The 13,116-nt window shown below is 70.6% G+C and carries 12 protein-coding genes, 1 tRNA gene and 1 riboswitch; of the genes, 5 read left to right on the plus strand and 8 right to left on the minus strand.

Going from position 1 to position 13,116, the window contains the following annotated elements; genetic code table 11:
• Positions 1-65: 65 nt before the first annotated feature.
• Positions 66-1,592, minus strand: coding sequence for a DUF445 domain-containing protein (locus ACIBBB_RS11120; protein ID WP_398980708.1), 1,527 nt, complete (start codon positions 1,590-1,592; stop codon positions 66-68).
• Between the two features lie 187 nt (positions 1,593-1,779).
• Here ACIBBB_RS11120 and ACIBBB_RS11125 point away from each other — a divergent pair, with 187 nt between their 5' ends.
• The gene (locus ACIBBB_RS11125; RefSeq protein WP_398980709.1) at positions 1,780-3,114 is read left to right on the plus strand and encodes an SGNH/GDSL hydrolase family protein; all 1,335 of its coding nucleotides are present in this window, start codon (positions 1,780-1,782) and stop codon (positions 3,112-3,114) included.
• A 60-nt stretch (positions 3,115-3,174) separates the two neighbouring features.
• Here ACIBBB_RS11125 and ACIBBB_RS11130 read toward each other — a convergent pair whose 3' ends face one another.
• From ACIBBB_RS11130 to ACIBBB_RS11145, 4 genes are all read right to left on the minus strand, one after another.
• On the minus strand, positions 3,175-3,870 hold the full coding sequence (locus ACIBBB_RS11130) for a DUF1707 domain-containing protein (protein ID WP_398980710.1): 696 nt from the start codon (positions 3,868-3,870) through the stop codon (positions 3,175-3,177).
• A 31-nt stretch (positions 3,871-3,901) separates the two neighbouring features.
• Complete coding sequence (locus ACIBBB_RS11135; protein WP_398980711.1) at positions 3,902-4,918, minus strand: ATP-binding cassette domain-containing protein; 1,017 nt, start codon at positions 4,916-4,918, stop codon at positions 3,902-3,904.
• Between the two features lie 67 nt (positions 4,919-4,985).
• Positions 4,986-5,855, minus strand: coding sequence for an ABC transporter permease (locus ACIBBB_RS11140; protein ID WP_398980712.1), 870 nt, complete (start codon positions 5,853-5,855; stop codon positions 4,986-4,988).
• Entirely contained in the window at positions 5,848-6,648 is an 801-nt protein-coding gene (locus ACIBBB_RS11145) for an ABC transporter permease (RefSeq protein ID WP_398980713.1), read from the minus strand. Before ACIBBB_RS11145 ends, ACIBBB_RS11140 begins: the two co-directional genes overlap by 8 nt.
• Positions 6,649-6,870: 222 nt before the next feature.
• On the opposite strand from ACIBBB_RS11145, the gene ACIBBB_RS11150 reads away from it, so the two are divergent.
• Positions 6,871-9,336, plus strand: coding sequence for a transglycosylase domain-containing protein (locus tag ACIBBB_RS11150; RefSeq protein ID WP_398980714.1), 2,466 nt, complete (start codon positions 6,871-6,873; stop codon positions 9,334-9,336).
• A 35-nt stretch (positions 9,337-9,371) separates the two neighbouring features.
• On the opposite strand, the gene ACIBBB_RS11155 is transcribed toward ACIBBB_RS11150, so the two are convergent.
• The 3 genes from ACIBBB_RS11155 to ACIBBB_RS11165 all read right to left on the minus strand — a co-directional run bounded on the left by ACIBBB_RS11155 (position 9,372) and on the right by ACIBBB_RS11165 (position 10,654).
• Positions 9,372-9,692, minus strand: coding sequence for a DMT family transporter (locus tag ACIBBB_RS11155; RefSeq protein ID WP_398980715.1), 321 nt, complete (start codon positions 9,690-9,692; stop codon positions 9,372-9,374).
• A 31-nt stretch (positions 9,693-9,723) separates the two neighbouring features.
• Positions 9,724-9,795, minus strand: a riboswitch (guanidine-III (ykkC-III) riboswitch).
• A gap of 55 nt (positions 9,796-9,850) precedes the next feature.
• On the minus strand, positions 9,851-10,153 hold the full coding sequence (locus tag ACIBBB_RS11160) for a co-chaperone GroES (RefSeq protein ID WP_189107154.1): 303 nt from the start codon (positions 10,151-10,153) through the stop codon (positions 9,851-9,853).
• Positions 10,154-10,306: 153 nt separating this feature from the next.
• Positions 10,307-10,654, minus strand: coding sequence for a DUF3618 domain-containing protein (locus ACIBBB_RS11165; protein WP_398980716.1), 348 nt, complete (start codon positions 10,652-10,654; stop codon positions 10,307-10,309).
• Between the two features lie 138 nt (positions 10,655-10,792).
• Between ACIBBB_RS11165 and bcp the strand changes: the two genes are divergently transcribed.
• The 3 genes from bcp (at position 10,793) to ACIBBB_RS11180 (ending at position 13,032) form a co-directional block, all read left to right on the plus strand.
• A complete protein-coding gene (gene bcp / locus ACIBBB_RS11170; RefSeq protein WP_398980717.1) occupies positions 10,793-11,260 on the plus strand; it encodes a thioredoxin-dependent thiol peroxidase in 468 nt (155 codons plus the stop codon).
• 126 nt (positions 11,261-11,386) lie between these two features.
• Positions 11,387-12,895, plus strand: a complete 1,509-nt coding sequence (locus tag ACIBBB_RS11175; RefSeq protein WP_398980718.1) for an MFS transporter — start codon at positions 11,387-11,389, stop codon at positions 12,893-12,895.
• Between the two features lie 53 nt (positions 12,896-12,948).
• Positions 12,949-13,032, plus strand: a tRNA-Leu gene (locus ACIBBB_RS11180).
• The last annotated feature ends 84 nt before the right edge of the window (positions 13,033-13,116 follow it).

The raw sequence follows: 13,116 nt of genomic DNA on the forward strand, positions 1-13,116 counted from the left end.
CTCCGTCTTGCGATGCACCGCATCTGACGCCGCGCGCTGATCCACCGGGTATTACGGGACAGCCCTTAGCCGGACAGCGCATGCGAGATCGTGTAGATCAACAGGCCAGCCAGCGCACCCACCACCGTGCCGTTGATACGGATGAACTGAAGGTCACGACCGATGTGCGCCTCGATCTTCTTCGACGTGTGCTTGCCGTCCCAGCTCGCGACGGTGTCGGAGATGAGTGACGTGATCTCGCCCCGGTACGTCGTCACGACGTAGTCCGCCGCGTCCTCCACCCAGCCCTCCAGCTTCCGCTGGAGCCTCTCGTCCGTCGCCAGGCGGGCGCCGAGCGAGAGGAGGGAGGCGCGGGCGCGCAGGCGCAGTTCGCTGCGGTCGTCCTCGGCGGCGGCGATGATCATCGCGCGTACGGAGGACCAGGCCGACGCGATGATGTCCTGCACCTCCGGGCGGGCCAGCAGGTCCGACTTGAGGCGCTCGACGCGTGCCCGCGTCTCCGTGTCCGACTGGAGGTCGGTGGCGAAGTCCTTGAGGAAGCGGTCGATCGCGCCCCGCGCCGGGTGGCTCGGCATGTCACGCATCTCCGTGACGAAGCGCAGCAGTTCCTTGTAGACGCGGTCGCCGATCCTGCGGTCGACGAAGCGCGGCGTCCAGCCGGGCGCGCCGCCCTGCACCGCGTCCATCACCGAATCGCCGTGCTCGACCAGCCAGTCGTGCGCACGGGAGCAGATCAGGTCGACGGCGCGGTGGTGGGCGCCGTCCTCGACCACGCGTTCCAGCGTCTTCCCTATGCCGGGGGCGATCTCCGCGGCGTCCGCGCGGCGGGTGATCGCCTCGCCCACGACCGCCTGGACGTCGCCGTCCCGCAGGACGGTCAGCGCGCCGCGCAGGGCCGTGGCCAGCTCGGCCGTGACGCGGTCGGCATGGGCGGGTTCGGCCAGCCAGGCGCCGAGCCGGCGGCCCAGGCCGAGTCCGCGCAGCCGGGTCCGTACGACGTCGCCCGAGAGGAAGTTCTCCCCCACGAACGAGCCGAGCGAGGCGCCGAGTTGGTCCTTCTTGTTCGGGATGATCGCGGTGTGCGGAATCGGCAGGCCGAGCGGGTGGCGGAAGAGGGCCGTGACGGCGAACCAGTCCGCGAGCGCGCCCACCATGCCGGCCTCGGCCGCCGCCGCGACATACCCGGGCCAACCGGTGACGCCCGAATTCTCCGCCCAGGTGGCGAGGATGTAGATGACCGCGACGAGGAGCAGCAGGCTGGTCGCGGTGGCCTTCATACGGCGGACGCCGCGCCGCTTCTCCTCGTCGGCGTCGGTGAAGCCGAGCGGGGAGAACGGCGAACGCTTGCCGGGACCGGCGCCTTGGGCGGTGGCCCCCGCTCCAGCCCCAGCCCGCGCTCCCGAGTCGGCTCCGGCGCCGGCCCCGGAGCCCGGCTCCGCGCCCGAGCCGTCCGGACGCGCGGTGATGGCCGCCGCCGCCCCGCCCGCCACGGGCGTCCCGGGCGCCCCGCCCGCCGGGCCCGCGCCCGTCGCCCCGTCGCCGGCCCCGGACCCCGTCGTACCGTCCGGATCAGCCGGATCGCGTCGTTCCATTCACTCCACCCATCCGCGTACGTGCCGCCGTGACCTACCGTCCCGTACCCAGAACCGGCCCGCCAACAGGACCCCTCACCCATCTGTGCGCATTGTCCCTACCTCTGGTACTCCCGGGGCGCATCCCGAGTTCCCGCGCCATGCCGGATGATGTCCTTTGTACGTAGGTGAGGGAGTCACGGGGGACATGAACAGACAACGGGGATTCGTCCTGCTCGCGGGCCTTATGACGGTCGTGGCACTGGTGTGCGCCACGATATTCGCCGGGGTCGGCGCACTGGGCGGCGACGGGGGCTCCGACGAGGACGGCGGTGACCTGGCCGCCGCGTCGGGAAGTGGGGCGGGCGCCCGCGCGCCCGCGGCGCCCGCGTCCGCCGACGCGTGGATCGGGACCTGGGCCGCCGCGCCGGCGGGGATCGAGCCCGGCGTACCGAACGGCCACGTCGGGCGTTCCATCCGTAACGTCGTCCACACCAGCATCGGCGGCGCCGCCGCCCGCATCACGCTCTCCAACCTCTTCAGCCGCGAAGCCCTGCTCATCGGCCACGCCTCGATCGCCGTCGCGGACGGCGGCCGGCATGAACACCCGAGCGCCGCGCCCGGCACCATGCGCCTCGTCACCTTCGGTAAGAAGACGTCCGTCGTCGTCCCGCCGGGCGGGCGCGCCGTCAGCGATCCCGTACGGCTGCGGGTGCCGCCCGACACCGACCTCCTGGTGACGGTCCACACGCCCGCGCCCGGCGGCCCCGTCACGTACCACCCGCGCGCCCTGCGGACCTCGTACACGGCCGTCGGCGACCGTACGCGGGACGCCGGCGGCGCCGCGTACACCGGGCGCGCCCCGGTCTGGCGCTACCTCACCGCCGTCGACGTGCTCAATCGGCGGGCGCGCGGCTCGGTCGTCGTGATCGGTGACTCGATCACGGACGGCATCGGCTCCTCGTACGACTCCGACCACCGCTGGACCGACACGCTGGCGGACCGGGTGCGCGGCAGCGGTCTGGGCGTGCTCAACGCGGGCATCAGCGGCAATCGCGTCCTGCGCCCGAGCCTCGCCACCGGGAAGGGTCCAAGCGCTCTCTCCCGCTTCGGGCGGGACGTCCTGGGGCAGGCGGGGGCCGAGGTCGTCTTCGTCGAGCTGGGCATCAACGACATCATCCGCCGGCCGAACGAGACCGACCCGGACCGGATCACCGCCGGTCTGAAGACCCTCACCCGGCAGGCGCACGCCTGGGGGCTGCGGGTCGTCGGCTCGACGCTCACGCCCTTCGGCGGCAACCCACGCCACACCGACCGGCTGGAAGCCGTACGGGACCGGGTCAACGACGCCATCAGATCGGGCGACGTCTTCGACAGGACCGTCGACTTCGACCGGCTGCTGCGCGATCCGTACGCCCCCGACCGGTTGCGGCCCGACTACGACTCGGGCGACGGTCTGCACCCGAGCGACGACGGCTACGCGGCCATGGGGCGCTTCGTCGACATCGAGGACCTGGTGGGCAAGGAGCCCGCGCGGCTCTGAGCGCCCGGTGATCCCCTGCCACGGACGTCACGCGCCCCGTCCAAAGGAGATCAAAGGAGATCAGTCGAGTTCCTTGCGGAGCCTGTCCTTCTCCAGCTCCGCCTTCTTGCGCTCCTCCTTGAGACGGCGCTTCTCCACCGACCTCATCTTGCGCTCCACGCCCACGCCACCCATCAGCGCGAACCCCGTGATGATCACCCGCGGCGATCCGGGGCTCATCTCCGTGGTCTCCCCGCTCTCCCCGAACCCGCCCATCAGACTCAGGCCGCGCACCGTGACTTCCATGTCCGGCGGCACGACCACATGGATGCCGCCCATCAGCGCGAAGCAGCGGATGGTCGCCTCCCGCTCCTCGAACCGCGCCTCACGCAGGTCGATCTGGCCGCCGCCCATCATCGTGAAGGCGTGGAAGCGCCGGCCCACCGTCCAGGTGCCCTTGCGGTTGAACCCTCCCCAGAAGGAGAGGGCGGCACGGGACGTCGCGCGTCCGCGTCCGATCCACGTCGCCCACCGGCCGGCGCCCTCAACGGTGCCGGCGGTGCGGGCGGGCGACAGGTCGGCGGTCGAGCCCGCCGCGGGCAAGTCACTGACCAGCGGCTGGAGTTCACCGCGCGTACGGGCCTTGTACGTCGCGTCCAGGCGGGTGTCGAACTCCTCCATGTCGATGCGCCCTTCGGACAGGGCATCGCGCAGCAGTTCGGCAACGCGTTCGCGCTCGGAGTCCGAAGCGCGCATCTCGGGAAGTTCACTCGTCATGTTGTCAGCCTAGTCAAAGGTGAGTCGGACGTCACAGCGCAGTGCGCTCAGTGGCCTCCTCGCTCACCGCGGGGTCCGGGACCTTCCTCCTGGAGAGCATCTTCGCGATGACCGACTCGATGTCCGGCTCCCGCACGGACAGGTCCATCAGGGGGTACTCCGCCGCGATCCGTGCCACCAGCGGCGCCGCCGACGCCGCGGCCGGGAAGGCGAGCCACTGCCGCGGCCCCTCCACCTTCACCACCCGTGCTCCCGGCAACTCGACCGGCGGCAGTTCGCGTTCGAGGTCGACCACCAGGGTCCGCTCGCTCTCGCCCACCTCGTGCAGTCCGGCGAGCGCCCCGTCGTACACGAGCCGGCCGTGGTCGATGACCATGACCCGCGCACAGAGCTGCTCGATGTCCGTGAGGTCGTGCGTGGTCAGCAGGACCGTCGTACGGCTCTCCGCGTTCAGATCCCGCAGGAACTCACGGACCCTGGCCTTGGAGATCACGTCCAGGCCGATCGTCGGCTCGTCGAGGTACAGCACCTCGGGGTCGTGGAGGAGCGCCGCCGCGATGTCGCCGCGCATCCGCTGGCCGAGCGAGAGCTGCCGTACGGGAACGTCCAACAGCTCGCCCAGTTCGAGCAGTTCGACGCAGCGCTCCAGATTCTCCCGGTACCGCTTGTCGGGGATGCGGTACATACGGTGCACCAGCCGGTACGAGTCGATCAGCGGCAGGTCCCACCACAGGGTCGTGCGTTGGCCGAACACCACGCCGATACGGCGCGCCAGCCTCGTACGCTCCCGCGACGGGTCGATTCCGGCGACCCGCAGCCGCCCCGCGCTCGGCGTCAGGATGCCCGTGAGCATCTTGATGGTGGTGGACTTTCCCGCCCCGTTGGGGCCGATGTAGCCGACCATCTCGCCGCGTGCCACGCGGAAGCTGATGCCGTCGACCGCGCGCACCTGGTGCCGCTCGCGGCGCAGCCGGCCGGCCTTCCGCCGTACGTCGAAGACCTTCTCGATGCCGTCCAGTTCGATGAAACCGGAACCGTCCGAATCCATTGCGCGTTCCTTTCCCGTCCTCGGCCCAGTCCTCGGTCCAGCTCCGCGCCCCGTGCTCCAGCGGGCCCTAACTTCCCGTGCTGCGGTACGCCCGCAGCCCCACCCGCCACGCCAGACCCGCCAGCGCGCAGCACCCCACGGCCACCACCGGCGGCAGGAACGCGGCCCATTCCGGGAGCCCCAGCGGATCCTCACGGCCCATCACGTACAGCGCGGGCATCCAGTTGACGAAGGCCAGCGGGACCACGAACGTCACCCCGCGCACCAGGTCCTTCGCGAAGACCGTGGGCGGGTACTGGAGCAGCGTGGTCCCGCCGTACGTGAAGGAGTTCTGCACCTCCGCGGCGTCCTGCGCCCAGAACTGGAACGCCCCGCCCGCCACGAACACCGCCGCGAAGATCGCCGCACCGCTGAGGATCATCATCGGGATCATCGCCACCTTCAGCGGCGTCCACGCGATGTCGAGCGTCACCAGCGCGTATCCGAGCACCAGCAGGCCCTGGGTGATCCGGCCGAGCCGCCGCAGCGCGAACCGGTCCGCCGCGACCTGGGCGAGCACCGGCGCCGGGCGCACCAGCAGGGTGTCCAGGGTGCCGTCCCTGACCCGGCGGCCCAGCCTGTCCATCGAGCCGAAGGCCAGGTCGGCGAGGCCGAAGGAGGCGCCCGCGGCGCCGTACAGGAAGGCGACCTCCGGCAGCGAGTAGCCGCCCAGCCGGTCGACGTGCGAGAACATCAGCAGGATCGCGACGAAGTCGAATCCGGTCGCCGCGAAGTTCCCGAAGGCCGTCATGGCGAACGACGCGCGGTAGGCCATCGTCGACCGGATCCACATGGCCACGATCAGGCCGTACGCACGCAGCCCCTCCCACAGAGGCGCGCGCGACCACTCCCCCTCGGGCGCCCCCTCCGACACCCGTTCGGACACCCCGTCAGCCACCCTGCACCACCACCCGTCGCGTCGCCACGGACTGGAGCAGCCGCCCGAGCGCCAGCAGTGCCAGCGCCCACCCGGCCTGGAACGCGAAGGCTCCGAACAGCCCCCACCCGGTGTGCCGGCCCAGGAAGACGTCCGCCGGGACCTGGAGCAGCGAGGACCACGGCAGCACCCTCGCCACCTCGCCCAGCAGTCCGGGGAAGAGCGTCAGCGGCAGCAGCATCCCCGAGAAGAACATCCCCGCCAGGAAGGTGATCTGGCCGACGCCCGCGCCGTCCAGCAGCCAGAAGGCCGACAGAGCGACCAGAAAGCGCAGGGCGAAGCTGACCAGGACCCCCAGGAAGACAGAGAGGAGGAACGCGACCCAGACCAGCGGATTCTCGGGCAGTGTCAGGTCGAAGACGAGCGCGCCGAGCGCCATCGGTACGATCCCGCGCCCCAGCAGATGGAACGCGGCGCGCCCCAAGTCGCTCGCCAGCCACCACAGTTGGAGATCGGCCGGCCGGTAGAGATCGATCGCGACGTCGCCGGTGCGGATGCGGTCCATCAACTCGTCCTCGAAGCCGCCGCCCATCATGGCGCACGTCATGAGCAGAGACTGGCCGAGCCAGACGTAGGTGACCGCTTGCGAGAGGTCGTATCCGCCGAGCTGGGGCCGCTGCTCCCAGAGCGCCGTGTAGGTGTACGCCACGATGAAGCCGAAGACGGTGTTGGTGAACACCCCCGCGGCCGTGGCGGTCCGGTACGTCGCGTGGCGGCGGAACCCGCCCGCCGCGACGACCGCGTAGAGACGCACGTCAGCACTTCCCCCTCGGTCCCGTTACGTGTGGTCTCCCCGCGCCGTTTCCGCTGTACGGCACCAAAGCGCACGAGCCTAGCCCAAGGGGGTCAGCCACCGCGATCGGTTATCCGGTCGGCTGCCCCGGTGCCGGTTCGACCGTGTTTCATGGTGCCGCACACGAATCACCCGGATAGCCCGTAACTCCCGATTTGACCCGGCCGAGGAGCCTCCGCACACATGAGCGACGCGCAGCAGCAGGGCTGGCCCCCGCGCGACCCGACCGACCACGGCCTCGGCACGGGGCCCGGCAGGGGCCCCGGCGGCGGGAAAGGCGCCGGCGGACGGGCCGCCCGCAAGGCCCGCCGTAAGCGTTCCGGCTGGCGTCGGATCTTCCCCACCTGGCGGATGCTGCTCGGGGCGTTCCTGTTCTGCGCGCTCGTGGTCATCGGCGGCTTCATCGCCGGCTACACGCTCGTCCAGATCCCGGCCGCCAACGTCGCCGCCATCGCCCAGTCCAACGTGTATCTGTACGAGGACGGCAGCCAGCTCGCGCGCGACGGCGAGGTCAACCGCGAGAACGTACCGCTCTCCCACATCCCGAAGAGCGTCCGCCGCGCCGTACTGGCCGCCGAGGACAGGGACTTCTACAACGAACCCGCCATCGACCCGCAGGGCATGGTCCGCGCCGCCTGGAACACCGCTACCGGAAAGGGCACCCAGGGCGGTTCCACGATCACCCAGCAGTACGTCAAGAACTACTACCTCGCGCAGGAACAGACCGTCGTCCGCAAGGGGAAGGAGTTCTTCATCGCCATCAAGCTCAACCGCGAGGAGAGCAAGGCGCAGATCCTGGAGGGCTACCTCAACACCAGCTACTTCGGGCGCAACGCGTACGGCATCCAGGCCGCCGCCCAGGCCTACTACAGCAAGGACGTCCAGGACATCGACACCGCGGAGGGCGCCTTCCTGGCCGCGCTGCTCAACGCGCCCAGCGCGTACGACGTCGCCCTGCACCCGGAGAACACGCCGCAGGCGGAGGCCCGTTGGAACTATGTCCTCGACGGCATGGTCAAGGAGAACTGGCTCTCCCCCGCCGACCGCGACGCCATGGTCTTCCCGCTGCCCGGCAAGGCCAAGCCGTCCACCGGCCTGTCGGGGCAGCGCGGCTACATCGTGCAGGCGGCCGAGGACTACCTCACCAAGAACAAGATCCTGGACGACAGCACCCTCGCCTCCGGCGGCTACCGCATCACCACCACGCTCCGGCGGCCGACACAGAAGGCACTCGTCGACGCGGTCGACGAGCAGGTGACGTCGAAGGTCGACGCCAAGCGCGCGGCCGACCGCAACGTACGCGTCGGCGGTGCCTCCATCGACCCCGCCACCGGCGAGGTCGTCGCGATGTACGGCGGCATCGACTACACCCAGCAGTACGTCAACAACGCCACCCGCCGCGACTACCAGGTCGGCTCCACCTTCAAGCCGTTCGTGTTCGCCGCCGCCGTCGAGAACGGTTCGCACACCCAGGACGGCGAACAGATCACCCCCAACACCGTCTACGACGGCACCAACAAGCGGATGGTGGAGGGGCCGAACGGGTCCACCGGGTACGACCCGGCCAACGAGGACGACGTCTCGTACGGCCCCGTCAGCGTCAGCGAGGCCACCGACAAGTCCGTCAACGCCGTGTACGCGCAGATGGCGCAGGACGTCGGCCCCGGCCGGGTCCGGGACACCGCCGTCCGCCTCGGCATCCCCGACGACACCCCCGATCTCACCGCGTCGCCGTCCATCGCGCTCGGCCCGGCCACGGCGAGCGTGCTCGACATGACGGAGGCGTACGCGACGCTCGCCAACCACGGCAGGCACGGCACGTACACGATGGTCACGAAGATCACCAAGGACGGTACGACCGTTGAACTGCCGCGCGAGCGGCCCGCCCAGGCCGTCAGCCGCCAGGCGGCCGACACCACCACTGCGATCCTCCAGAGCGTCGTGGAGGGCGGTACGGGCACGGCCGCCCAGTCCGCCAACCGCCCGGCGGCGGGCAAGACGGGGACGGCCGAGGACGACAAGGCGGCCTGGTTCGCCGGCTACACGCCCGACCTGGCGACCGTCGTCGCGATCATGGGCGCGGACCCCGAAACGGCGCGCCAGAGGCCGCTGTACGGCGCGCTCGGCCTGGCGCGCGTCAACGGGGGCGGGCCGCCCGCGCAGATCTGGGGCCAGTTCACGGCGGCGGCGCTGGAGGGCACCGACGCCACGGACTTCGAACTGACCCTGGAGGACGGCGTGGACGAGATCTCCCCGCCGGACGACGAGTCCGGCTCGCCCGAAGTGTCGGCGTCGCCGGGGCGGTCGGAGAGCCCCGGTTCCTCGGACCAGCCCGCCACGCCGGGCCGGGCGGGGGGACAGAACGCGGGCTCGGCGCAGGGCCGGAGCGAAGGCGCCGACACCGGCGGCAACCAGGGCCAGTCGCAGGGGCAGACGCAAGGACAGACCTCGGGCCGGACCGGCGGCGGCGGGGGCGGTACGGACGGCGGCCAGGGCGACGGCGGGTCGCAGGGGCAGGGCGAGGGTCGGACGAACGGCCTGACCGACGGGCTCATCGGAGGCGGCGGCCGAGGCGACAGCGGGGGCGGCGGCGCGGCGGACGGAGGCACGGGCAACGGCGCGCCCCGCACCTCACGCCCACAGGAGTAGCACCCGTGCCCGCCGCCCCCGCCCCGGGACACGCCCTAGTGGCCGGACGTCGCCTTCAGACCCACCACGGCCACGAGCAGCAGACAGACGAAGAAGATCCGGGCGGCGGTTGTCGGTTCGCCGAGCGCGACCATGCCGACAACGGCCGCGCCGGCGGCCCCGATCCCGACCCACACGCCGTAGGCCGTGCCGATCGGCAGCGTCTTGGCGGCCACCGAGAGCAGAAGCATGCTGGCGACGATTCCGGCGCCGGTGAAGAGACTCGGCCACAGCCGGGTGAATCCCTCGGTGTACTTCATCCCGATCGACCAGCCGACTTCGAGCAGACCGGCGACAACGAGCAGGACCCAGGCCATGACGGCACCTCCGAGCGAAACGCGGGCAAGGGGTGCGTCGTCTTTCGCTTGACCCGGTACGGCGCGTCTCGTCGGGGTCCCTCAAACGTAGCAAAGAGACGCCGGAAGGGCCCGGTGACGATCGTCACCGGGCCCTTCCGTGCGGCGGTACGGCAGCATTAGAGATAGAGCCCCGTGGAGTCCTCCGACCCTTCGAACCGGTCGGCCGCCACCGCGTGCAGGTCGCGTTCCCGCATCAGTACGTAGGCCACGCCCCGGACCTCGACCTCGGCACGGTCCTCGGGGTCGTACAGCACCCGGTCCGCGGGCTCCACCGTCCGCACGCTCTGCCCGACGGCGACCACCTCGGCCCAGGCGAGGCGCCGCCCGACGGCCGCGGTCGCCGGGATGACGATGCCGCCGGACGAACGCCGCTCGCCCTCAGGGATGTCGGTCCTGACCAGCACCCGGTCGTGCAGCATCCGGATGGGCAGCTTGTCATGGGAGGTGTCGTGGGAATTGTCGCTCACGGCCACGAATTTACCCGCCCGAGGCCGCGCCGTACGCCGGAGGGGTGGTCCCGTCAATCCCGCCCGTCCCGTCCGTCCCGTCCATCCGGGCCGTCCGTCCCGTCCTCAGCCCCGGCGGCGGCGCGGGCGGCGCGCCGACACCGCGAGCAGCCCGACCACACCGACGACGACCAGCGCCACCGGGACGAGCCGCTCCAGCCGCGGCGCGCCGTCGTCCGAGACGAACCTGCCCTTCATACCCGCCACCGTGCGATTCACCGCGACATACGCCTTGCCCGCGGTCTGGTCCACCCGGGAGACCATCCGTGCCTTCGCGTCGCCCACGATCGTCTGCGGGTGCACCCGCACCCCGATCTCGTCGAGCGTCTCGGCGAGCTGGTCGCGCCTGCGGACGATGTCCGCCTCGATCTGCGCAGGGGTCCTGGCATCCGACACCGCTGCCTCCGTCGTCATGTCCGGTTGGTTGGTCTTTCGGTCCTTCGCCTACCCCGACAGTCTGTCAGCTAGACCGCTCTCGCACCCAGCGGCGCCCCTACTACGCTCGGGCCGATACACCCGGGCGCCCCTGCCCGCCCCGTACCGAGGAGAACCATGAGCGACCGACTTGAGCCCGGCGACACCGCCCCCGCCTTCACCCTGCCCGACGCCGACGGCAACGACATCTCGCTCGCCGACCACAAGGGGCGCAAGGTCATCGTCTACTTCTTCCCGGCCGCGCTGACGCCCGGATGCACCAAGCAGGCGTGCGACTTCACCGACAACCTCGACGTGCTCGCCGGCGCGGGCTACGACGTCATCGGCGTCTCGCCCGACAAGCCGGAGAAGCTCGCGAAGTTCCGCGACAAGGAGAACCTGAAGGTCACCCTGGTCGGCGACACCGACAAGTCCGTCCTCACGGAGTACGGCGCCTTCGGCGAGAAGAAGCTCTACGGCAAAACGGTGACGGGTGTCATCCGCTCGACGGTCATCGTCGACGAGGAGGGCAAGGTCGAGCGGGCGCTGTACAACGTCCGGGCCACCGGCCATGTCGCGAAGATCATCAAGGACCTCGGCATCTGAGGGTCCGGGACGCCCGCGCGGGGCGTGAGCCGGAGCCGCCCGTTCCGTGGCTCCGGCTTGCGGCCGTCACAGCGGTGCGGAGGCTTTCCCTGAGGACTGACGTCCCCGAGGAAAGGAAACCGGCCCATGACGGCACCCGAGCGCGACCAGGCTGCCGACTCCCCGGCGGTCCGACGTCACCGGGCGCTCTTCCGCGCGCTCCAGCGCCGTAAGAACCCCCCACTGCGCAGGTCGGACATCACCGTCACCGACGAGGCGGCCGTCAAACGGGCGGTGAAGGCTGCCGCGCTGGGCAATGCCATGGAGTGGTTCGACTTCGGCATCTACAGCTATCTGGCCGTCACCATCGGCCATGTCTTCTTCCCCTCCGGCAACGCCACGGTCGAACTGCTCTCCTCCTTCGCGACCTTCGCGGTGGCCTTCCTCGTACGGCCACTCGGCGGAATGTTCTTCGGCCCTCTGGGTGACCGCATCGGCCGCAAGAAGGTCCTGGCCATGACCATGATCATGATGGCGATCGGCACCGGCACGATCGGGCTGATTCCGTCGTACGCGTCGATCGGCTTCTGGTCCCCCGCTCTGCTGATCCTCTTCCGGCTGGTCCAGGGCTTCTCCACCGGCGGCGAGTACGGCGGCGCGTCCACGTTCATCGCCGAGTACGCCCCCGACAAACGGCGTGGCTTCTTCGGCAGCTTCCTCGAATTCGGCACCCTCGGCGGCTACATCGGCGCGGCCGGGCTCGTCACCGCGCTCACCGCCGTACTCGGCTCCTCCGGCATGGAGGCCTGGGGCTGGCGCGTACCGTTCCTCGTCGCCGCGCCACTCGGGCTCATCGGCCTCTACCTGCGGCTGAGGCTGGACGAGACCCCCGCGTTCACGAAGATGGAGCAGGACACGGTCCGGGCGACCGAGGCCGCCGATCTGGTCGAGACCAGCACCGCCTCCGACCTCGGCAGGATCTTCCACGACCACTGGCCGAGACTGATCCTCTGTATCTGCCTCGTCGGCGCGTACAACGTCACGGACTACATGCTGCTGTCCTACATGCCGACGTACCTCTCCGACCAGCTCCACTACAGCGACACGCACGGCCTGCTCATCCTGCTCGGCGTGATGGTCGCGCTGATGGCGATCATCAACCAAGTGGGCCGCCTCAGCGACCACTTCGGCCGCAAACCGCTCCTGATGGCGGGCATGCTCGGCTTCTTCGCCCTCTCCCTTCCGGCGTTCCTCCTCATCCAGCAGGGCGGCTATCTCGCGATCATCGCGGGGATGGCGATGCTGGGGCTCTCCCTGGTCTGTCTCCTCGGGACGATGTCGGCGGCCCTGCCCGCGCTGTTTCCCACGAGCGTCCGCTACGGCTCCCTGTCGGTCGGCTACAACCTCTCCGCGTCCCTCTTCGGCGGCACGACCCCGTTCGTGATCACGGGGCTCATCAGCCTCACCGGCGACAACCTGATGCCCGCGTACTACGCGATGTTCGCGGCCCTGATCGGCGTGGGCGCGGTGGCCTTCATGGCAGAGACGGCGGGCCTGCCGCTGGAGGGTTCGCCGCCGTCGGTGGAGACGAAGGAGGAGGCGGCGGAACTGGTCCTGGAGCAGGCCCTGGCCCAGGCTTCCGTGCGGCCGTCCTGAGGTGGGAAGTGCGAGCGATCACCGGCGCACGACCGGTAAGATACGGGCGTCTCGCGGCGGTGGCGCAGTGGCGACGCAGCAGACTTAGGATCTGTGGCCCGTGAAAAGGCTTGAGGGTTCGAATCCCTTCCGCCGCACAGAGCGAACGGCCCGCGCATCGAAGCCCACGGGACTCGATACGCGGGCCGTTTCTCGTACGCGGCCGGCCCCCGGCACACGGA

Source organism: Streptomyces sp. NPDC051217 (genome assembly GCF_044455465.1).
Taxonomy (GTDB): Bacteria; Actinomycetota; Actinomycetes; order Streptomycetales; family Streptomycetaceae; genus Streptomyces.

Coding starts and splice junctions, on each gene's coding strand:
- ACIBBB_RS11120 (WP_398980708.1), bottom strand. CDS start 1,592: ATGGAACGACGCGATCCGGCTGATCCGGACGGTACGACGGGGTCCGGG.
- ACIBBB_RS11125 (WP_398980709.1), top strand. CDS start 1,780: ATGAACAGACAACGGGGATTCGTCCTGCTCGCGGGCCTTATGACGGTC.
- ACIBBB_RS11130 (WP_398980710.1), bottom strand. CDS start 3,870: ATGACGAGTGAACTTCCCGAGATGCGCGCTTCGGACTCCGAGCGCGAA.
- ACIBBB_RS11135 (WP_398980711.1), bottom strand. CDS start 4,918: ATGGATTCGGACGGTTCCGGTTTCATCGAACTGGACGGCATCGAGAAG.
- ACIBBB_RS11150 (WP_398980714.1), top strand. CDS start 6,871: ATGAGCGACGCGCAGCAGCAGGGCTGGCCCCCGCGCGACCCGACCGAC.
- ACIBBB_RS11155 (WP_398980715.1), bottom strand. CDS start 9,692: ATGGCCTGGGTCCTGCTCGTTGTCGCCGGTCTGCTCGAAGTCGGCTGG.
- ACIBBB_RS11160 (WP_189107154.1), bottom strand. CDS start 10,153: ATGCTGCACGACCGGGTGCTGGTCAGGACCGACATCCCTGAGGGCGAG.
- ACIBBB_RS11165 (WP_398980716.1), bottom strand. CDS start 10,654: ATGACGACGGAGGCAGCGGTGTCGGATGCCAGGACCCCTGCGCAGATC.
- bcp (WP_398980717.1), top strand. CDS start 10,793: ATGAGCGACCGACTTGAGCCCGGCGACACCGCCCCCGCCTTCACCCTG.
- ACIBBB_RS11175 (WP_398980718.1), top strand. CDS start 11,387: ATGACGGCACCCGAGCGCGACCAGGCTGCCGACTCCCCGGCGGTCCGA.